17 protein-coding genes are annotated in these 18,515 nt (G+C 71.5%); 11 read left to right on the top strand and 6 right to left on the bottom strand.

What is annotated here, in order from left to right; all coding sequences use genetic code 11:
• Positions 1–4 precede the first annotated feature (4 nt).
• Complete coding sequence (locus ACF3NH_RS18515) at positions 5–979, bottom strand: LysR family transcriptional regulator (protein ID WP_422924962.1); 975 nt, start codon at positions 977–979, stop codon at positions 5–7.
• 97 nt (positions 980–1,076) lie between these two features.
• Here ACF3NH_RS18515 and wrbA point away from each other — a divergent pair, with 97 nt between their 5' ends.
• From wrbA to ACF3NH_RS18500, 3 genes are read left to right on the top strand one after another with little or no spacing between them, the layout of a single operon-like run.
• The gene (gene wrbA, locus ACF3NH_RS18510; protein ID WP_422924960.1) at positions 1,077–1,691 is read left to right on the top strand and encodes an NAD(P)H:quinone oxidoreductase; all 615 of its coding nucleotides are present in this window, start codon (positions 1,077–1,079) and stop codon (positions 1,689–1,691) included.
• A 60-nt stretch (positions 1,692–1,751) separates the two neighbouring features.
• Positions 1,752–2,696: a ring-cleaving dioxygenase gene (locus ACF3NH_RS18505; RefSeq protein ID WP_422924958.1), complete on the top strand. Its 945-nt coding sequence runs from the start codon at positions 1,752–1,754 to the stop codon at positions 2,694–2,696.
• The gene (locus tag ACF3NH_RS18500) at positions 2,693–3,355 is read left to right on the top strand and encodes an alpha/beta hydrolase (RefSeq protein ID WP_422924956.1); all 663 of its coding nucleotides are present in this window, start codon (positions 2,693–2,695) and stop codon (positions 3,353–3,355) included. The genes ACF3NH_RS18505 and ACF3NH_RS18500 overlap by 4 nt, the downstream gene beginning before the upstream one ends.
• Positions 3,356–3,363: 8 nt before the next feature.
• On the opposite strand, the gene ACF3NH_RS18495 is transcribed toward ACF3NH_RS18500, so the two are convergent.
• Positions 3,364–4,359 carry a P1 family peptidase gene (locus ACF3NH_RS18495; RefSeq protein ID WP_198366773.1) on the bottom strand — a complete coding sequence of 332 codons (996 nt, stop codon included), beginning with the start codon at positions 4,357–4,359 and terminating at the stop codon, positions 3,364–3,366.
• Between the two features lie 130 nt (positions 4,360–4,489).
• On the opposite strand from ACF3NH_RS18495, the gene ACF3NH_RS18490 reads away from it, so the two are divergent.
• Positions 4,490–5,431, top strand: coding sequence for a dihydrodipicolinate synthase family protein (locus tag ACF3NH_RS18490; RefSeq protein ID WP_198366772.1), 942 nt, complete (start codon positions 4,490–4,492; stop codon positions 5,429–5,431).
• A 189-nt stretch (positions 5,432–5,620) separates the two neighbouring features.
• A complete protein-coding gene (locus ACF3NH_RS18485; protein ID WP_422924954.1) occupies positions 5,621–7,294 on the top strand; it encodes an alpha-amylase family glycosyl hydrolase in 1,674 nt (557 codons plus the stop codon).
• Between the two features lie 23 nt (positions 7,295–7,317).
• Here ACF3NH_RS18485 and ACF3NH_RS18480 read toward each other — a convergent pair whose 3' ends face one another.
• The gene (locus ACF3NH_RS18480; RefSeq protein WP_422924952.1) at positions 7,318–7,932 is read right to left on the bottom strand and encodes a flavin reductase family protein; all 615 of its coding nucleotides are present in this window, start codon (positions 7,930–7,932) and stop codon (positions 7,318–7,320) included.
• Between the two features lie 152 nt (positions 7,933–8,084).
• On the opposite strand from ACF3NH_RS18480, the gene ACF3NH_RS18475 reads away from it, so the two are divergent.
• On the top strand, positions 8,085–9,677 hold the full coding sequence (locus ACF3NH_RS18475; RefSeq protein ID WP_422924950.1) for an ABC transporter substrate-binding protein: 1,593 nt from the start codon (positions 8,085–8,087) through the stop codon (positions 9,675–9,677).
• A gap of 23 nt (positions 9,678–9,700) precedes the next feature.
• On the top strand, positions 9,701–10,861 hold the full coding sequence (locus tag ACF3NH_RS18470; RefSeq protein WP_198366768.1) for a M20 aminoacylase family protein: 1,161 nt from the start codon (positions 9,701–9,703) through the stop codon (positions 10,859–10,861).
• 42 nt (positions 10,862–10,903) lie between these two features.
• Here ACF3NH_RS18470 and ACF3NH_RS18465 read toward each other — a convergent pair whose 3' ends face one another.
• A complete protein-coding gene (locus ACF3NH_RS18465; RefSeq protein ID WP_422924947.1) occupies positions 10,904–12,019 on the bottom strand; it encodes an extracellular catalytic domain type 1 short-chain-length polyhydroxyalkanoate depolymerase in 1,116 nt (371 codons plus the stop codon).
• A gap of 185 nt (positions 12,020–12,204) precedes the next feature.
• Between ACF3NH_RS18465 and ACF3NH_RS18460 the strand changes: the two genes are divergently transcribed.
• From ACF3NH_RS18460 to ACF3NH_RS18445, 4 genes are all read left to right on the top strand, one after another.
• Complete coding sequence (locus ACF3NH_RS18460) at positions 12,205–12,768, top strand: NADPH-dependent FMN reductase (RefSeq protein WP_198366766.1); 564 nt, start codon at positions 12,205–12,207, stop codon at positions 12,766–12,768.
• A gap of 88 nt (positions 12,769–12,856) precedes the next feature.
• Positions 12,857–13,861: a YncE family protein gene (locus ACF3NH_RS18455; protein WP_422924945.1), complete on the top strand. Its 1,005-nt coding sequence runs from the start codon at positions 12,857–12,859 to the stop codon at positions 13,859–13,861.
• 11 nt (positions 13,862–13,872) lie between these two features.
• Positions 13,873–14,652 carry a polysaccharide deacetylase family protein gene (locus ACF3NH_RS18450; RefSeq protein WP_422924943.1) on the top strand — a complete coding sequence of 260 codons (780 nt, stop codon included), beginning with the start codon at positions 13,873–13,875 and terminating at the stop codon, positions 14,650–14,652.
• A 31-nt stretch (positions 14,653–14,683) separates the two neighbouring features.
• Positions 14,684–15,631, top strand: coding sequence for a sterol desaturase family protein (locus ACF3NH_RS18445; protein WP_422924941.1), 948 nt, complete (start codon positions 14,684–14,686; stop codon positions 15,629–15,631).
• Positions 15,632–15,670: 39 nt separating this feature from the next.
• On the opposite strand, the gene ACF3NH_RS18440 is transcribed toward ACF3NH_RS18445, so the two are convergent.
• On the bottom strand, positions 15,671–17,197 hold the full coding sequence (locus ACF3NH_RS18440; protein ID WP_198366762.1) for a SpoVR family protein: 1,527 nt from the start codon (positions 17,195–17,197) through the stop codon (positions 15,671–15,673).
• Complete coding sequence (locus tag ACF3NH_RS18435) at positions 17,194–18,510, bottom strand: YeaH/YhbH family protein (protein ID WP_422924938.1); 1,317 nt, start codon at positions 18,508–18,510, stop codon at positions 17,194–17,196. The genes ACF3NH_RS18440 and ACF3NH_RS18435 overlap by 4 nt, the downstream gene beginning before the upstream one ends.
• Positions 18,511–18,515: the final 5 nt, after the last annotated feature.

Genomic DNA, 18,515 nt, shown 5'->3' with positions numbered 1-18,515 from the left:
CGGCTTACACCGCGCCCCCGGCGCTGCCCAGGAGGGGCGGCGCGCGGAAGGGTTCGTCCCAGGCGAAGGGCTCGCGGATGGCCTCGGCGAGATGGTCGATCAGCCGCCGCACCTTGAGGGGCAGGGCGGGGGTGGGTGGCCAGACCAGCTGGATGTCGTCCGACACCGGCGCCCAGCCGGGGATGTGGACCGGGATGAGCCGCCCTTGCCGCACCCGGTCGGCGACCAGGAAGGTGGGCAGGACGATCAGCCCCAGGCCGGCGCAGGCCGCGTCCATCAGCGCCTCGCCCGTATTGGCCGTGAGCCGGCCGCGCAGCACCAGGGAGCGCTCCTCGCCCTCCGGCGCCGCGCTGCGGGCGAAGCGCCAGAGATGGCCGGCGGCGATATTGGCGTAGCCCAGGCAGGAGTGCCGGGCGAGCGCCTCCAGCCGGTCCGGCAGGCCGTGCTGCGCCGCGTAATCGGGGCTGCAGCAGAGCGCCCGGTGGCTGCGGCCGAGGCGGCGGCTGCGCAGGGCGGAATCCACCAGCCGGCCGGTGCGGAGCGCCAGGTCGTGGCCGCCGCCCAGAAGATCGACATGCCGGTCGTCGAGATCGAGGGCGATCTCGACATGCGGCCATTGCCGCATGAAGCCGGCGATCACGGGGCCGAGGCTCAGGGCGCCGCCGCCGCCGAAGCTGAGCGGGGCGGCCAGACGGATCAGCCCGCGCAAGGCGCCCGACTGCGCCATCACGTCATCGGCGACGGTGTCGAGCTGCGCCAGCACCACGCGAGCCCGTTCCGCCAGCAGGGCGCCGGTCTCGGTGGGCGTCATCTGGCGCGGCGCCCGGTTCAGCAACTTGGTCGAGAGCTGCAACTCGAGCTGTGCGATGCGTTTGCTCACCACGGATTTGGCGAGGCCGAGACGGGCGGCGGCGGCGGTGACGGTGCCGCTGTCCACCACCTGTAGGAAGGTCGCCAGGGCTTCGATATCCGGCCGCATCGTTTCCATCTAACGAACGATGGGTTTCCCATCAACCGCTTGAGTGCGACGCCGCGCGAACGCACCTTGGGGCCACAGCGAGAAAGGGTTCTCCCGCATGAGCAAGATCCTGGTCCTTTACTACTCCTCATACGGCCATATCGAGACCATGGCGCAGGCCGTGGCCGAAGGTGCCCGCCAGGTGGCGGGAACCGAGGTGGTGATCAAGCGCGTGCCGGAGACGGCGCCGGAGGAGGTGGCGAAGGCGGCCCACTTCAAGCTCGACCAGTCGGCGCCGATCGCGACCGTGGCCGAGCTGCCGGACTATGACGCCATCATCCTCGGCACGCCCACCCGCTTCGGCCGCATGGCCTCGCAGATGGCGAGCTTCCTCGACCAGACCGGCGGGCTGTGGTTCCAGGACAAGCTGGTGGGCAAGGTCGGCTCGGTCTTCACCTCCACCGCAAGCCAGCATGGCGGGCAGGAGACCACGCTGATCTCCAACATGGTCAACCTGCTGCACTACGGCATGGTCGTGGTCGGGCTGCCCTACAGCGAGAAGCGGCTGACCGACATCACCGCGGTGAACGGCGGCACGCCCTATGGCGCCACCACCATCGCCAATGGCGACGGCTCGCGCCAGCCGAGCGAGGCCGAGCTGGAGATGGCGAAGTTCCAGGGCCGCCATGTCGCCGAGGTGACCAAGGCGCTGGTGAGGGGCCGCGCCGGATAGCCGGCCGGACCGTCGGGGGGCGCAGCCGCGTCCCCGGAACCGCAGGACAGGAGGACGGCCATGCAGCTTCACGGGATCCATCACCTGACCGCCGTCTCGGCCGATGCGCCGGGCAATCATGACTTCTACACCCGCGTGCTGGGCATGCGCCTGGTGAAGAAGACGGTGAACCAGGACGACACCAGCGCCTATCATCTCTTCTACGCCGATGGCATCGCCTCGCCCGGCAGCGACCTCACCTTCTTCGACTGGCCGGCCCCGCCCGAGCGGCGCGGCACCGGCAGCATCGTCCGGACCGCGCTGCGCGTCTCCGGCGAGGCGGCCCTGCGGGCCTGGGCGAAGCGGCTCGAGGCGGCGGGCGTCCGCGCCGGGCCGCTGGGCGAGTTCGACGGCCGGCTGCGGATCGAGTTCGAGGACCCGGAGGGCCAACGGCTCACCCTGCTGGACGATGGCGGCGCCGGGGAGGCCCGCCCCTGGGCGAAGAGCCCGGTGCCGGCGGCGGAGCAGATCCGTGGCCTCGGCCCGATCACCATCAGCGTGCCGGACCTGCGGCGCTCCGAGCCCTTCATGACGGAGGTGCTGCAGATGCGGCGCGGCCGCGCCTACCGGACCGGGGACACCCAGCCGGTGGAGGTGCAGGTCTTCGAGATGGGCGAGGGCGGCCCCGCGGCGGAGCTTCACGTCCGCGTCGAGCCGCACCTGCCGCGCGCGACGCCGGGAGCCGGCGGGGTGCATCACGTCGCCTTCCGGGTGCGTGACGAGGAATATGGCTACTGGGTCGATCGCTACACCAAGCTCGGCCTGCGCTCCTCGGGGCCGGTGGACCGCTTCTGGTTCCGCAGCCTCTACGTGCGGGAGCCCTCGGGCATTCTCTATGAGCTGGCGACGGACGGTCCGGGCTTCGCGACCGACGAGCCGATGGACCGGCTGGGCGAGACCCTCTCCCTGCCGCCCTTCCTGGAGTCGCAGCGCGCCGCCATCGAGCGGGGGCTGAAGCCGCTATGAGCGGCGGGACGGGGCTGCTGGCCGGCGGCACGGGACCGCATGCCAACCGGCCGGTGGCCCTGGCCGGAGCCCCCCTGGCCAGCGCCGCCGCGGCGCTGATCCTGGTGCACGGGCGCGGCGGCGGGCCGGAGGACATGCTGGCATTGGGGCGGGAGCTGGCGCCGCCGGGCATGGCGCTGCTGGCGCCGGAGGCGGCGGGTCACAGCTGGTATCCCCACCGCTTCATCGAGCCCATGGCGCGCAACGAGCCCTGGCTCTCCTCGGCGCTCTCGGTCCTGGCGGACGTGCTGCCGCGGACGGGCCTGCCGCCCGAGAAGGTGGCGGTCCTGGGCTTCTCCCAGGGAGCCTGCCTGGCGCTGGAATTCCTCGCCCGCCGCCGGGCCCCGCTCGGCGCCGCCATCGGCTTCAGCGGCGGGCTGATCGGCGACCGGCTCGGCCCGGTGCCGAGCGAGGAGGCGCTGGCCGGAATGCCGGTCCTGCTCGGCTGCAGCCGGCTCGATCCGCATATCCCGGAGCGCCGGGTGCTGGAGACGGAGGCGCATCTGCGGGGCCTGGGCGCCGCCGTGACCACGCGCCTCTATCCCGGCGGCTTCCACGGGGTGAACCAGGAGGAGGCGGCGCTGGCCCGGACCCTGCTCGCGACGCTCACCGCCGGCTGAGCCGGCCCTCAGCGCCCATGCCCGGCGAACCTGTCCGCCCAGGCCGGCAGGGCGCCGGGATAGGGCAGGGCGGCGGCGGCATGGACGCCGCGGGCGATGGCGCGGGCCATCACCGCCGTCGCCACCTGGCCCAGCACGGTGAGATTGCCCGCCGGGCGCGCCCCCGTGGCGGCCGCGAAGACCGTGTCGCCGTCATTCGGCCCATGGGCCGGCAGCAGGGCGCGCGCCAGCCCGTCATCCGCCATGACGGCCAGCCGGTGCAGCTGCGCCTTGGTGAGCGTGGCATCGGTGACGATGGCGCCGATGGTCGTGGCCGTGCCGGTGCCGCCCTTCAGCCGTGGCGCCAGCTGGCCCGGGGAGAGGCGCGGCGGCAGGCCCAGCCCGCCGAACTCGTCACCCTGCTCGAAGGGCGCGGCCCAGAACCAGGGGCCGTCGCCCACCAGCGGATTGCCCACCGCGTTCACCGCGACGATGGCGCCGACCCGTGTGCCGTCGGGCGCGAGGGCGCTGGCCGAGCCGAGCCCGCCCTTGACGGTGGCCGTGGTCGCGCCGGTGCCGGCTCCCACCGTGCCCAGCGCGAAGGCGCCGGGCCGCGCCGCGCGCGCCGCCTGGTAGCCCATCTCCAGATAGGGGCTGAGCCGGCCCCAGTCCTTGTCGCCGCCATTGACGAGGTCGAAGAGGATGGCCTGCGGCGCCAGCGGGATGAGGGCGCCGGCGAAGCGCTGGCCACGCCCGGCCTCGCGCAGCGCCGCCTGCACGCCGCCCGCCGCGTCCAGCCCGAAGGTCGAGCCGCCGGAGAGGACGAAGCCGTCCACCCGCTCCATCGAGGCCTCCGTGCTCAGCAGCGCCACGTCGCGCGAGCCGGGCGCGCCGCCGGAGACGCGGGCCGCGGCGACCGCCGGCTCGTCGAACAGGATGGCGGTGACGCCGGAGCCGAGGCGCAGGTCGGTGGCATGGCCGACGCTCACGCCCGGGATGTCGGTCAGCAGGTTCAGGGCGCACATGCGGCGAGGATGCCCGAGGCCACCTGCCCCGCCAAGCCGGCGCGCAGGCCTGCCGGAACCCTGGCTTGAGCGGTTTGCGGCGCGCGGCTTCTTCGCTAAAGCAGGGCGAGCATAGGCCGGAGGATTCATCATGCCGCTCGATCACACCGCACGGGGCGTCTATCCCATCGCGCCCACGCCCTTCGATGCCGGGGGCCGCATCGACTACGCCTCCGTGGACCGCATGACCGACTTCTATCGCGAGGTCGGCAGCACCGGCATGACGGTGCTCGGCGTGATGGGCGAGGCGCCGAAGCTGGACGGCGCCGAGGGGCTGGAACTGGCCACCCGCTTCGTGCGGCGCGCCGAGGGCCTGCCGGTGATCGTCGGCGTCTCCGCGCCCGGCTTCGCGGCGATGCGGGGCCTGGCGCGCGGCGCGATGGATGCCGGCGCCGCCGGGGTGATGATCGCGCCTCCCAACACGCTGCGGACCGACGACCAGATCGTCACCTACTACCGCCAGGCGGTGGAGGCGATCGGCGAGGACGTCCCCTTCGTCATCCAGGACTTCCCCCTGACCTTCTCGGTGGTGATGACGCCCGGCGTGATCCGCCGCATCGTGCAGGACAATCCCTCCTGCGTCATGCTGAAGCACGAGGACTGGCCGGGCCTCGAGAAGATCTCGACGCTGCGCGGCTTCCAGGCGGACGGCTCGATGCGTCCGGTCTCGATCCTCTGCGGCAATGGCGGGATGTTCCTCGACTTCGAGGTGGAGCGCGGCGCCGACGGCGCCATGACCGGCTACGCCTTCCCCGACATGCTGGTCGATCTGGTGCGGCTGCAGGCCGAGGGCCAGCGCGACGCGGCGCATGACCTGTTCGACGCCCACCTGCCGCTGCTGCGCTACGAGCAGCAGCCCGGCGTCGGCCTCGGCATCCGCAAGTACCTGATGGCGCGGCGCGGCATCATCGCCTCCGACGCGCAGCGCAAGCCCGGCGCGCCGATCAGCCCGAAGGCGAAGGCCGAGGTCGAGTATCTCCTGGCCCGCCTCGCCCGGACGGATGCGCGCGCCGGCAAGCTGGTCCCGGTCTGAGCCCAAAGGGGGGGCGCGGACACCGTGCCCCCGCGCCTGTCACAGCCAAGCCACAGTCCGGGCACATCTCTGCCGCGAGGCGCTGATCCCTTCTGCACGTCGGTTGATCCTGTGTTACGCCTGTCATCACGAAATCGCGAGTGATGCTGGGCGAGCCAGGGCGCCGCCGGACAGGAAATGGAGCAGGCAATGGTCGCAGGCGCGGACTGGTGGCGTGGCGCGGTTCTCTATCAGGTCTATCCGCGCAGCTTCGCCGACAGCAACGGCGACGGGGTGGGCGACCTGCCGGGCATCACCGCCCGGCTGGACCATATCGCCCGCCTGGGCGTGGACGCGGTCTGGATCTGCCCCTTCTACGCCTCGCCGGGGCGGGATTTCGGCTATGACATCGCCGATCATCTGGCCGTCGATCCGCAGTTCGGCACGCTGGCGGATTTCGACGAGCTGCTGCGCCAGGCCCATGCGCGCGGGCTGAAGGTGCTGCTGGATCTGGTGGGCGGCCATACCTCGGATCAGCATCCCTGGTTCCAGCGCAGCCGCGCGCGCCGCGACGCGCCGGAGGCGGACTGGTATGTCTGGGCCGATCCGAGCCCCGACGGCACCCCGCCCAACAACTGGCTTAGCGTGTTCGGCGGCGCCGCCTGGAGCTGGGAACCGCGACGACGGCAGTACTACCTGCATCACTTCCTCTCCTCCCAGCCCGCCCTCAATCTGGCCAATCCGGCGGCGCTCGAGGCGGTGCTGGCGGTGGGTGAGTTCTGGCTCCGGCGCGGGGTGGACGGCTTCCGTCTCGATGCCATCGACTTCCTGGCGCACGACCCGGCGCTGCGCGGCAACCCCGCCCGGCCCCCCGCCGACGGACAGGTGCCCGCCAAGCTCTTCGGCCTGCAGGAGCACCGGCACGACATGATGGATGCATCCATCATGCCGATCCTGCGCCGCATCCGCGCCCTGACCGACCGCTATCCCGGCACCACGACGCTGGGCGAGGTCTCCAGCCAGGACGGCGCCTTCGCCCGCGTCCGCCGCTACAGCGCGGGCGAGGACCATCTCCACATGGCCTATACGCTGCGCCCGCTGCGCGGCGGCTTCGACCACGCGACGGTGCGCGACCTGCTGCGCGAATCGGCGGGGGAAGGTGAGGAGGGCTGGCCCTGCTGGTCCTTCTCCAACCACGATGTCGAGCGCGCCGTCAGCCGCTGGAATCCCGACCGGCCGGCGGCACCCGATCCGCGCTTCGCCCGGCTGCTCGCCGCGCTGCTGCTGTCCCTGCGCGGCAGTGTCTGCCTCTACCAGGGCGAGGAGCTGGGCCTGACCGAGGCGGAGCTGACCCTGGAGCAGCTCCGCGACCCCTTCGGACTGTCCTACTGGCCGGAATTCCGTGGCCGCGACGGCAGCCGCACGCCCATGCCCTGGCGGGCGGCGGCGCCGCAGGCCGGCTTCACCACCGGCCAGCCCTGGCTGCCGGTGCCGGCCGGGCACCATGCCCTGGCGGTCGACCGGCAGGAGGCCGAGGAGGGCAGCCTTCTGCAGGTCTGGCGGCGCCTGCTGCGCCTGCGCCGCGCGCATCCGGCGCTGGTGCGCGGCAGCCTGCGGCCGCTCGACCTGCCGCGGCCCCTGGCGGGGCTGGTGCGGGACTATGCCGGGCAGCGCATCCTGGCCCTGTTCAACCTCTCCGGCGAAGCCGCCTCGACGGTGCTGCCGATGCCGGGCGGGGCGAGGATGCTGCCGGAGGCGGCGGGCCTCGGTGGCCGCATCCAGGGCGATACCGCCCTGCTGGCGCCCTTCGGCGTGGTGCTGGCGGAGCTGGAGACCAGCGACCGGACCGTGCCGCGGCGGGCGGCGCGCCTGATCCGCGCCTGAAGGTCGGCTCAGCCCGCGTCGGCTCAGGCGGTCGGTCGCAGCATCTCGAAGAGATGCGTGACCTCGGCATAGTCGCCGCGATAGCCGCAACGGGCGACCGGCTGCGCGGCGGCCGTGTCGAACCGGCCGTCCCGGAGGTACTCCCGGCGGATATGCACGCCCACCACCTGACCGATCGCCATGAAGCCGTCGAGCAGGCGGCCCTCGACATCCCGCAGCTGCAGCACCTGCAGCAGCTTGCATTCCAGCGCCGCCGGGGCGAGGGCGACGCGTGGCGGGGCCACCCGGCTCGAGGGCGCGGCCTCCAGCCCGGCGCGGATCATCTCGTTCTCGCCGGGCGGCAGGGGGGCGCAGGTCTCGTTCATCGCCCCGGCCAGGGCACGGCTGGCGAAGTTGCAGACGAACTCGCCGGTGGCCTCGACATTGCGGAGGCTGTCCTTGCGGCCCTCGCTACCGAAGGCCACCACCGGCGGATTGGTGTGGAAGCCGTTGAAGAAGCTGTAGGGGGCGAGATTGACCCGGCCCTCGGCATCGACCGTGCTGATCCAGCCGATCGGCCGCGGCGCCAGGATCGCCTTGAATGGGTCGTGCGGCAGGCCGTGGCCCTGGCGCGGGTCGTAGAAGTAGGTGTCGTCCATGGCATCGGCTCCTTCCGACGGGGTCGTCCGGGCGCAGCAAGCCAGGGGATCGGCGGCCTGTCGAGGACCTCCGCCTTGTCGGGCGGGCCGGCAGGGTGTTTCCTGGCGGCCCCGGCCCCTCGGGCCGACCGCCCCCGGAGACAGGAGCCTTCATGGACCGTCGCAGCCTTCTCGCCGGTGCCGCAGCCACCGCCGTCGCGGCCTCCCTGCCGCGCCCGGCCTTGAGCCAGCCCGCCTCGGCGCGGTTGCTGAGATATGTTCCCCAGGCCGACCTGACGGTCACCGATCCGGTGCTGACCACCGCCTATATCACCCGCACGCACGGGCTGATGATCTACGACCAGCTCTACGGGCTCGACGCGCAGCTGCGCCCGCAGCCGCAGATGGTCGAGGGGCACAGCGTCGAGGAGGACGGGCGCCGCTGGACCTTCCGCCTGCGCGAGGGGCTGCTGTTCCACGATGGCGAGCCGGTGCGCGGCCGCGACTGCATCGCCTCGATCCGGCGCTGGGCGCAGCGGGATTCGCTCGGCCAGGCGCTGATGGCGCGCACCGACGAGATGTCGGCGCCCGACGACCGCAGCTTCGTCATCCGGCTCAAGCGCCCCTATGGCGCCATGCTCGACACCCTGGCCAAGGTCGGCCCGCCGGCCCTGCTGATCATGCCGGAGCGGCTGGCCAGCGCCGATGCCAGCACCGCCGTCACCGAGATCGTCGGCTCCGGGCCCTTCCGATGGAAGGCGGATGAGCGCGTCGTCGGCGCCCGTGTGGTCTATGAGCGGTTCGATCGCTACCGCCCGCGCGAGGCGGGCACCCCGTCCTGGGCGGCGGGGCCGAAGCGGGTGCATTTCGACCGGGTGGAATGGCACGTCATGCCCGATCCCGGCACCGCCACCTCCGCCCTGACGAATGGCGAGGTGGACTGGTGGGAGAACCCGACCAACGACCTGCTGCCGATCCTGGAGCGCAACCGCAACATCCGCACCCAGGTCTCGACACCGCTCGGCACGCTTGGCACCGGCATCTTCAACCATTTGCATCCGCCCTTCGACAAGCCGGCGGTGCGCCGCGCCGTGCTGGGCGCCATCAACCAGCAGGACTTCATGATCGCCGCCGCCGGGACCGACCCGGCGCTGTGGCGCGCGCCGGTCGGTGTCTTCACGCCCGAGACGCCGATGGCGACGCGCGCTTCGCTCGATGTCTTCGGTACGCCGCCGGGGCTGGAGCGCTCCCGCAAGGCCCTGGCCGAGGGAGGCTACAACGGCGAGCGCGTGGTGCTGATGGCGCCGTCGGACCAGCCGGTGCTGGCCGCGCTGGGCGAGGTCTGCAACGACCTGCTGAAGCGCCTCGGCATGAACGTGCAGTTCGAGGTGATGGACTGGGGCACCCTGGTGCAGCGCCGGGCCAGCAAGGCGCCGCCGGGCCAGGGCGGATGGTCGATGTTCAACACCACCTGGTCCGGGCTCGACATGATCAATCCGGTCGTGACGCAAGTGCTGCGCGCCGGGGGCGCGCGCGGCTATTTCGGCTGGCCCGACATCCCGCGCCTGGAGGAGCTGCGCGAAGCGTGGCTGGAGGCGCCCGACCTCGCCGCGCAGCAGGGCATCGCCAGGGAGATCCAGGCCGTGACGATGCGTGAGGTTCCCTTCCTGCCGCTCGGCCAGTACTTCTACAAGACGGCCTATCGCAGTCATCTGACCGACCTGGTCGAAGGCCTTTTCGTCTTCTGGAACATCCGGCGCGCCTGACCTCGCGCCACAGGAATCCCGCCATGCCCGTACTCGACCATATCCGCCGCTATCAGGATGAGTTGACCGCCATCCGCCAGGATCTGCACCGGCATCCGGAGCTGGGCATGGAGGAGCGGCGCACGGCGGAGATCGTGGCGCGCAAGCTGGAGGAGTATGGCGTCGACGAGGTGCATCGCGGTGTCGGCGGCACCGGCGTGGTCGGCGTGCTGCGGGCGGGGCAGGGGAACCGGGCGGTGGGGCTGCGCGCCGACATGGACGCCCTGCCGATGCAGGAACTGACCGGCCTGCCCTATGCCAGCGAGGCGCCGGGCCGCATGCATGCCTGCGGCCATGACGGCCACACCGCCATGCTGCTGGGTGCCGCGAAGTACCTGGCCGAGACGCGCGACTTCCACGGCACGGTCAACCTGATCTTCCAGCCGGGCGAGGAGGGCTGCGGCGGCGCTCTGGCGATGCTGCAGGACGGGCTGCTGGACCGCTTCCCCTGCGACACCCTCTACGGCATGCACAACGCGACCGGCCTGGATGTCGGCCGCTACGCGATCGGTTCCGGCCCCTTCATGGCGGGCGGCGCCTTCTTCGACATCACCGTGCACGGCAAGGGCTCGCACGGCGCGCGTCCCGAAGCCAGCATCGATCCCGTGCTGACCGCCTGCCATATCGCGACGGCGCTGCAATCCATCGTCGCGCGCAACCTCTCCCCGCGCGACACGGCAGTGGTGAGCGTCACCCGGGTGACGGGTGGCGATGCCTACAACGTGATCCCGCAGAGCGCCGTGCTTTCCGGCACCGCCCGCTTCTTCCGGCAGGAGGTGGCCGAGCAGATCCAGGCCGCGATGCGCCGCGTGGCGGAAGGTGTCGCGACCGGCTTCGGCGCCCGGGCGGAGCTCGACTTCCGGCTGATCTTCGCGCCCCTCAACAACGACCCGGAGGCGACGACGGCGCTGGCCGATGCGGCCGCGGAGCTGGTGGGCGAGGAGGCTGTCAAGCGCGACCGCGACCCGGTGATGGGTTCGGAGGATTTCAGCTTCATGCTGGAGAAGGCGCCGGGCGCCTATATTCATGTCGGCAACGGCCCGGGGGCGGCGGCGCACAATCCGCACTACAACTTCAACGACGAGGCGATCCCCTACGGCGCCTCGCTCTATGCGCGGATCGTCGAGCGCAGCCTGCGCGGCTGAGGCGGAGCCCGCGCCGGGCCTTCCATCGGATCGGGTTCCGCCTCAGCGCAGCCCGACGATCCGGAGCGCCTTGTCGAGCAGGCTGGCGGGGCTGAAGCCGTGCACCTCCCACGCCTCGCCGTTGCGATCGACGGCGAAGCGCCGCTGCGGCGGTTCTCCCAGCCCCCAGAAGTCCAGGATGGCGTGGGGCGAGGAGAGCCCGACATCCAGCAGGAAGGGCCCGGCGCTGCCGGCGCGCCTCTCGCCCGTCCCGGCATGCAGCGGCACCCCATGCTCCATGGCGGGGATGCTGTGGATCTCCACCAGCGGGCGGTCCTCCCCCCTGCCCCAGGCGCGGTAGGTCTCGCCCGGTCGCGCCTCCTGGAGGGTGGGGTGCCCGATCTCCAGCCCGTGCAGATCGAGCCACTGCTTCAGCACCTCCTCCGCATTGCCCGGGCGGACCGTGGCATCGGCCTCGCCCTGCCAGACCGAGACACGGGGCCAGGGGCCCTGGTGTCGCGAGGCGGCGCGCACCGCGTCGCCCCGCTCGCCGGCACTGCGCTGCGGTGCCTGGAACATGGCCTCGAAAGCCTGGGGCACCGTGCTGGCCGCACCATAGGGCAGGCCGGCGAGGATCGCCCCGCCCGAGAAGACCTCCGGGTAGGTGGCCAGCATGACCGAGGTCATCGCGCCGCCCGCGGAAAGTCCCGCGATGAAGACCCGCCGCGGATCCAGCCCGTCATGCTCCAGCATCCAGCCGATCATTTGTCGGATGGAGAGGGCCTCCCCCGAATCGCGCCGGGTGTCCTCGGGCTCGAACCAGTTGAAGCAGAGATTGCCGTTGTTCTCCCGCCGCTGCTCCGGCATCAGCAGGCCGAAGCCGATTTGGCCGGCAAGGTCGGACCAGCCGCAGCCGTGGTCGAAGCCGGCCGCGCTCTGGGTGCATCCGTGCAGGGCCACGACCAGGGGCGCGCCGCGGGGCAGGTCCGGCGGCAGGAAGCGCAGCATCCGCAAGGCGCCGGGATTGCCGCCGAAGGCCGTGACCTCGGTGAGACGATCGGCCGTGGCTTCGGTGCCGGCCGGGTCCCGGAGCGGCGCCTCCGAGTTTCCTGTCATCAGCCGGGTCCAGCGTTGCCGCAGCCGTATCATTTCATCCAGGCCATGCAGGACGTCCGGCATCGTCGCTCCCGTGCGGGTGGTGGCGGGTTACATGTGGGGCGCGCGCATCATGTTGCAATGCAGCATACTCCACGCTGAAACCGATGCCTTGGTATTAAACTTCTGCAACAAGGCTCTTTGAGCCGAGGTTGACAGCCGCGGACCAGCGCCGGTTAGCTGCGACGCAGCACAGTCAGGAGGCTTCCATGCCCCAGTCCAGGACCATCCTCACGATCTGCGGCAGCCTGCGGAGCGGGTCCTACAACGCCGCGCTGGCGCGTGCCCTGCCGGCCCTGGCGCCGGAGGGCCTGCGGATCGTCGCCTCGCCCGGCCTGGACGAGATCCCGTCCTACAATGCGGATGTCCAGGGGGCGGGCTTTCCGGCTCCGGTCACCGCTCTGGGCGAGGCGGTGCGCCAGGCCGACGGCGTGATCTTCGTGACGCCGGAATACAACTACTCGGTGCCCGGCGTGCTGAAGAACGCCATAGACTGGCTCTCCCGCCTGCAGCCCGCGCCCTTCGCGGGCAAGCCCGTGGCCATTCAGTCCGCCTCGATGAGCGTGCTCGGCGGGGTGCGGGCGCAGTATCATCTGCGCCAGGTCCTGGTCTTCCTGGACGCGCTGGTGCTCAACAAGCCCGAGATCATGGTGGCCTCGGCCCAGGCGAAGTTCTCCGCCGAGGGAGAGCTGACCGACGCGGCGACGCGGGATTTCGTCAAGGCGCAGCTCGCCGCCTTCGCGGGCTTCGTCGACCGGTTCGGCGGCCGCTGAGCCCCGGGCTGGCTCGGGGCGCGGCAGGGATGGTACAAGGCCGTGGCCGCGCCGGCCCGGCCCGGCCGCCCCGACGCGAGTGAGCCCGATGCGCCCCTTCCGCCCTTTCCGCCCTTCGCGCTCTTGGGCGCTGGCGCTGCTGCTGGCCCTGTCGGCCGCGGCGCATCCCGTCCGCGCCGCCGGGCTGGTCTATGTGCTGAACTCCGGGGACGCCACCATCCAGGTGCTGGATGCCGAGACGCGGGCGGAGCGGCGCCGTATCCCCGTCCTGCGGGAGGTGCACCATCTTTCCCTGACGCCGGACGGCCGGTTGCTGATGGTGGGCGACTCCGGCGCGAACGAGATGCTGTTCATCGATCCGGGCACCGGCGAGGTGCTGCGCCGCGAGGCCCTGTCCAATCCCTATCATCTGGGCTTCAGCCCGGACGGGCAGATCCTGACCATCACCAGCCTGCGCCGCGATCAGGTGGACATCTACCGCTGGACCGGCGAGGCGCTGGAGCTGGTGAAGCGGCTGAACATGCCCGACATGCCGAGCCACCTCGCCTACAGCCCGGACGGCAAGGTGGTCTATGTGACGCTCCAGGGCACCGGCAATATCGCCGCGGTCAGCCTGGAGACGCTGGAGCCGCTCTGGAGCCTGGATGTCGGGCCGGAGCCCGCCGGCATCATCTGGCACAACGGCCGGCTGCTGGTCGGCATCATGGGCAGCGACCACATCGCCGTGATCGATCCCGAGACACGGAGCGTCGAGCGCACCATCACCATCGCGCGGGGTGCCCATGCGCTGTTCCCGGCGCCGAATGGCGGCCCGATCTACGTCACCAGCCGGGTGGACAGCCGCATCACCCTCCTCGATCCGCAGACGCTGGCGGTGACGCGGAGCTGGAAGATCCCGGGTGGGCCGGACTGCATCAGCATCGATCCGCAGGGGCGGCTCTGGGTGACGCTGCGCTGGCAGGGCCGCATCGGCATCGTCGATCCGGAGACCGGCCGGATGGAGACGCAGCGCGTGGGCCGCTCGCCGCATGGCATCCTCTATGCGGGCAGCGGCGGCACGGCGGGCGACAGGCCGGCCGCCCCCACCCCGTGACCCCGCCCGTCATGCCCGGCCGCCGGTCGCTGCTGGCGGCGCTGGGACTGGCCGCCGGCCCCGCCGCCCGCCCCGCCGCCGGACAGTCCCTGGCGCGGCCCGCCCTGCCGCAGTGCCGCGCCGGCACCCTCTACCTGACGATCGACACGGGATGGGGGCGCGAGGCCGAGATGATCGCCGCGGCGATGCGCCGCCACGAGGTCCGTGCCACCCTCTTCCTGGCCCATGAGCCGGATTTTCGCGGCGATCGGACGCTGGGACCGGGCTGGGCCGGATTCTGGCGGGCGCGGGTCGCCGAGGGCCATGCCTTCGCCAGCCATACCTGGCGCCACTGGTATCTCGGCACCGACCCCGGGCCCGGCCTGGTGCGCTACGCGTCGCGCCGGGGCGAGGGCAGCGAGACGCTGGATCAGGCCGGGTTCTGCGCCGAGCTGGCGCGGCCGATGGATGCGCTGCGCGCCATCGCGCCCGAGGCGCGCATCCTGCCGCTCTGGCGCGCCCCCGGCGGCCGCACCTCCCCCAACGCGCTCCGCCTTGCCGCCGCCTGCGGACTGCGGCACCAGGGGTGGACGGCGCGGGGCTTCCTCGGCGACGAGCTGGACAGCGCCCGCAGCCCGAATGCCGCGCTGCTGGCCCAGGCCCTGAGGCAGATCCGCGACGGCGAGGTCCTGCTGATGCATTGGGGGGTCCGCAGCCGGCGGGAGCCCTTCGGCCTGGTCTTCGAGGATCTGCTGACGGGGCTGCTGGCCCGGGGCTTCTGCTTCGCGCCGCTGCCGCCGCAGGGTATATGACAGCGTCACCGGAGCGAGGGGAGGGCGGGGTATGCTGGATGCGCTGCGGGATGCCTGGGATGGCCTGAACGGCTGGATCTTCGAGACCCTCGTGCAGCCCGCGCTCTATGCCGCGGGCCTGATGGAATGGGCCGAGGACGCCTTCGACTGGATCAACTTCGCCCTCTTCGGCCTGCTGCAGGTGGTGATCATCTACGCGGTCTGTCGCCCGCTGGAGGCCTGGCAACCCGTGGAGCCGCGCGCCGACCGCCGCAGCATCCGCACCGATATCCTCTACACCCTGCTGACGCGGCTGGGCCTGCTGCCGCTGATCGCCTTCGTCGCCTTCTCATCGCTCGGCGCCCGGCTGTCCGGCCTGGTGGCCGAGAGCGGCTGGGTGCCGCCGACGCTGGAGACGCTGTTCCCCATCCTGCGCGAATGGCCGCTGCTGGCGCTCGGCGTCTACATCGTCGTGTTGGACTTCGGGGAGTACTGGCGGCACCGCTTCCAGCACATGTTCAGCTGGTGGTGGGCGCTGCATGCCATCCATCATGCTCAGCGGCAGATGACCTTCTGGACGGATGATCGCAACCACATCCTGGACGACGTGATCGGCGCCGTCTGGTTCGGCGGCATCGCCCTGCTGATCGGCGTGCCGCCGGGGCAGTTTCCCATCGTCGTCGTGGTGCTGCGCCTGGCGGAGGCGATGAGCCACGCCAATGTCCGCCTCTCCTTCGGCCGGGTCGGCGAGCGTCTGCTGGTCTCGCCGCGCTTCCACCGGCTGCATCACGGCGTGCTGGGCTCGGGCGAGTCGGGCAGGAACTTCGCCGTGCTGCTGCCGGTCTGGGACTGGATCTTCGGCACCGCCGACTTCCGGCGCGATGTCTTCCCGCGCACCGGGGATCCGGATCTGCCGGAGGAGATGGCGACGGGCGGATGGCTGCGGCAACAGGCCGTGGGGCTGCGCCGCATGGGCGCGGCGCTGTTCGGCCGGAGCTGACACCCGCCGGGGCAGGCACCTTTGGCCGAGCGGACCCCCTCAGGCGGAAGGTCCCACCCGGTGCTGGCGCAGGATGCGGCCGGTCGCCGCGTCCACCTCCGCCAGGCTGACCTCATAGCCCCAGAGCGAGGCCAGCAGCTCCAGCGTCACCCGTGCATCGTTCTCCACCAGCAGATGGCCCGACTGGGTGCGGTGCTCCAGCATCAGCCGCCGGTCGCCGCCGAGGTCGACATCCACGACCAGGATCTCGGGCGCCATGCGGCCGATCTCGTAGGTGCCGGCGAGGGAGCGGCGGATCTGGCGATAGCCCTCCTCGTCATGGATGGCATCGACCGTCAGATGCGGGCGGGCATGCTCGTCACGCAGGCGGAACAGCCGGAAGTCGCGGATGACCTTGGGCGAGAGGTACTGCAGCAGGAAGCTCTCGTCCCGGTATTCGGACCAGGCGTGGCGCAGGGTGCCGAAGGGGTCCCGGTTGCCGGCGAAGTCGGGGAACCAGCGCCGGTCCTCCGCCGTCGGCTCGGTGCAGATGCGCTCGATGTCGCGCATCACCGCGAAGCCCAGCGCATAGGGATTGAAGCCGCCGAAGCGCGGATCGTCGAAATCCGGCTGCGTCAGCACATTGGCGTGGGAGGACAGGAACTCCAGGAAATGCCCGTCATGGATCCGGCCCTGCTGATGGAACCGGTTCATGATGTAGTAGTGCGTCCAGGTGGCGCAGCCCTCGTTCATCACCTTGGTCTGGCGCTGCGGGTGGAAGTACTGCGAGATCAGCCGGACGATGCGCAGGATCTCCCGCTGCCAGGGCGCCAGGCGGGGGCCGAACTTCTCCAGGAAGTAGAGCAGGCTCTCCTCCGGCAGGCGCAGCCGCCGCTGCCGCTCGGCGACCGGGTCGGCCGCGGCGGGGGCGGCGCCGGTCTGCGGCAGGGTGCGCCAGAGATCGTTGAAGACCCGCTCGTCATGCTCCCGGCGCTCGCGCTCGCGCTTCTCCTCCGCCTTGAGGTCGAGCGGCTTGCCGGCGGTCGGGTGATGCACGCCCTGCGCCGAGAGGGCATGGGCGGCATCCAGGATCCGCTCCACCGCGGCGCGGCCGTGGCGTTCCTCGCAGCGGGCGATGAAGCCGCGGGCGAATTCCAGATAGTCCAGGATGCCGGAGGGATCGGTCCATTCCTGGAACAGCCGGTTGTTCCGGAAGAAGTGGTTGTGGCCGAAGGCGGCGTGGGAGATGACCAGCGCCTGCATCGTGGCGCTGTTCTCCTCCATCAGATAGCTGATGCAGGGCCTGCTGTTGATGACGATCTCATAGGCCAGGCCCTGCAGGCCCTTCCGGTACAGGCCCTCGTGCTGCATGAAACGCTTGCCGAAGGACCAGTGCTGGTACATCAGCGGCATGCCGTTCGAGGCATAGGCATCGAGCATCTGCTCGGCGGTAATGACCTCGATCCGGTTCGGATGGACCGAGAGGCCAAGCTCCTTCTCGGCGATCTCCTCGGCGGCGTCATGAATGCGGCGCAGCGTGCCGAAATCCCAGTCCGCGCCCTCGAACAGCAGCCCATCCCCGCTCATGGCGCGCGCTCCCTCGCCCGGGCCTCGCCGCGCGAGAAGAGGCTGCGGAAGACCGGGAAGATGTCGCGCTGTTCCGAGACGCGGCGCAGCGCCAGCCGCTCGGCCCGCGCCGCCAGCCCGGCATAGCCGCGCCAGAGGTCGCTGGTGCGGTGCAGCAGCGCCTCGGGCGTGCCGATCTCGATATAGGCGTAGTGCTGCACGGCCGGCAGGATCTCGGCCTCCAGCAGGGCGACGGCGTGGCCCGTGTCGCTCGGATGGTTGTCGCCGTCCGAGGCCTGGGCGCCGTAGATATTCCATTCCGTGGCCGGGTAGCGCTCGCGCTGGATACGGATCATCTCCGTCAGCGCCGAGGAGACCACCGTGCCGCCGGTGCGCGGATCGTGGAAGAAGGCATCCTCGTCCACCTCCTGCGCTGTCTCGGTGTGGCGGATGAAGACCAGGTCGACGCGCTTGTAGCGCCGCTCCAGGAAGACGTTCAGCAGCAGGAAGAAGCGCTTGGCCATCTCCTTCATCGGCTCGGTCATCGAGCCGGACACATCCATCAGGCAGAACATCACCGCCTTGGAGGAGGGGCGGGGCACCTGCTCGAAATTGCGGTAGCGGATGTCGATCGGGTCGATGAAGGGCACCCGGCCACGCCGCCGCATCACCTCGTCCAGCTCCAGCCTGGCCGCTTCCAGCCGGGCGGGATCGGCGCCGCTCGCCTCCAGGGTCTCGATCTCCGCCTCCAGCGCCTCCGCCTCAGCCGGCTTCGGGCGGCGCAGCCCGATGCGGCGGGCGAGCGACTGGCGCATGGTGCGGCCGAGGTCGAGCTGGGCCGGATTGCCGGAGACGGTGAAGCCGGCGCGGGACGGGGCGGGCTTCTCCATGTCCTTGATCTGGCGCTTCACCAGATCGGGCAGTTCGAGATCGTCGAAGAACAGGTCGAGGAACTCGTCACGGGTCAGCAGGAAGCGGAAGCTGTCCTCGCCATCGCCCTGGCCGGCGCCGGGACCGCTGCCGCCACCCCCGCCGCCGCCGCCCGGCGGGCGGGGGATGCGGTCGCCGGTGGAGAAGCTCTTGTTGCCGGGCAGGACATGCTCGCGCGCGCCGCCGCTGAAGACCGTGTGGAAGCCCGGCTCGGCCAGCGTCCTGGCCGGAACGGTCACCGCCTCGCCGCGCCCGTCCTCGCCCTTGCCCGCATCCCGCAGCGAGCGCGCGGCGATAGCCGCCTGGGCCGCGCGGGTCACGGCCGCCTTGGCCCGGTTGAGCACGCGGACCCGGTTCTCGAGGCTCTTGCCGTGGGGGTTGGGCCGTCGGTCGATGATGTCCAAGTCGG

The sequence above is a fragment of the Pseudoroseomonas sp. WGS1072 genome (genome assembly GCF_049340465.1).
Taxonomy (GTDB): Bacteria; Pseudomonadota; Alphaproteobacteria; order Acetobacterales; family Acetobacteraceae; genus Pseudoroseomonas.
This window is presented reverse-complemented; position numbering and strand designations above follow the sequence as displayed.

Coding starts and splice junctions, on each gene's coding strand:
- ACF3NH_RS18515 (WP_422924962.1), bottom strand. CDS start 979: ATGCGGCCGGATATCGAAGCCCTGGCGACCTTCCTACAGGTGGTGGAC.
- wrbA (WP_422924960.1), top strand. CDS start 1,077: ATGAGCAAGATCCTGGTCCTTTACTACTCCTCATACGGCCATATCGAG.
- ACF3NH_RS18505 (WP_422924958.1), top strand. CDS start 1,752: ATGCAGCTTCACGGGATCCATCACCTGACCGCCGTCTCGGCCGATGCG.
- ACF3NH_RS18500 (WP_422924956.1), top strand. CDS start 2,693: ATGAGCGGCGGGACGGGGCTGCTGGCCGGCGGCACGGGACCGCATGCC.
- ACF3NH_RS18495 (WP_198366773.1), bottom strand. CDS start 4,359: ATGTGCGCCCTGAACCTGCTGACCGACATCCCGGGCGTGAGCGTCGGC.
- ACF3NH_RS18490 (WP_198366772.1), top strand. CDS start 4,490: ATGCCGCTCGATCACACCGCACGGGGCGTCTATCCCATCGCGCCCACG.
- ACF3NH_RS18485 (WP_422924954.1), top strand. CDS start 5,621: ATGGTCGCAGGCGCGGACTGGTGGCGTGGCGCGGTTCTCTATCAGGTC.
- ACF3NH_RS18480 (WP_422924952.1), bottom strand. CDS start 7,932: ATGGACGACACCTACTTCTACGACCCGCGCCAGGGCCACGGCCTGCCG.
- ACF3NH_RS18475 (WP_422924950.1), top strand. CDS start 8,085: ATGGACCGTCGCAGCCTTCTCGCCGGTGCCGCAGCCACCGCCGTCGCG.
- ACF3NH_RS18470 (WP_198366768.1), top strand. CDS start 9,701: ATGCCCGTACTCGACCATATCCGCCGCTATCAGGATGAGTTGACCGCC.
- ACF3NH_RS18465 (WP_422924947.1), bottom strand. CDS start 12,019: ATGCCGGACGTCCTGCATGGCCTGGATGAAATGATACGGCTGCGGCAA.
- ACF3NH_RS18460 (WP_198366766.1), top strand. CDS start 12,205: ATGCCCCAGTCCAGGACCATCCTCACGATCTGCGGCAGCCTGCGGAGC.
- ACF3NH_RS18455 (WP_422924945.1), top strand. CDS start 12,857: ATGCGCCCCTTCCGCCCTTTCCGCCCTTCGCGCTCTTGGGCGCTGGCG.
- ACF3NH_RS18450 (WP_422924943.1), top strand. CDS start 13,873: ATGCCCGGCCGCCGGTCGCTGCTGGCGGCGCTGGGACTGGCCGCCGGC.
- ACF3NH_RS18445 (WP_422924941.1), top strand. CDS start 14,684: ATGCTGGATGCGCTGCGGGATGCCTGGGATGGCCTGAACGGCTGGATC.
- ACF3NH_RS18440 (WP_198366762.1), bottom strand. CDS start 17,197: ATGAGCGGGGATGGGCTGCTGTTCGAGGGCGCGGACTGGGATTTCGGC.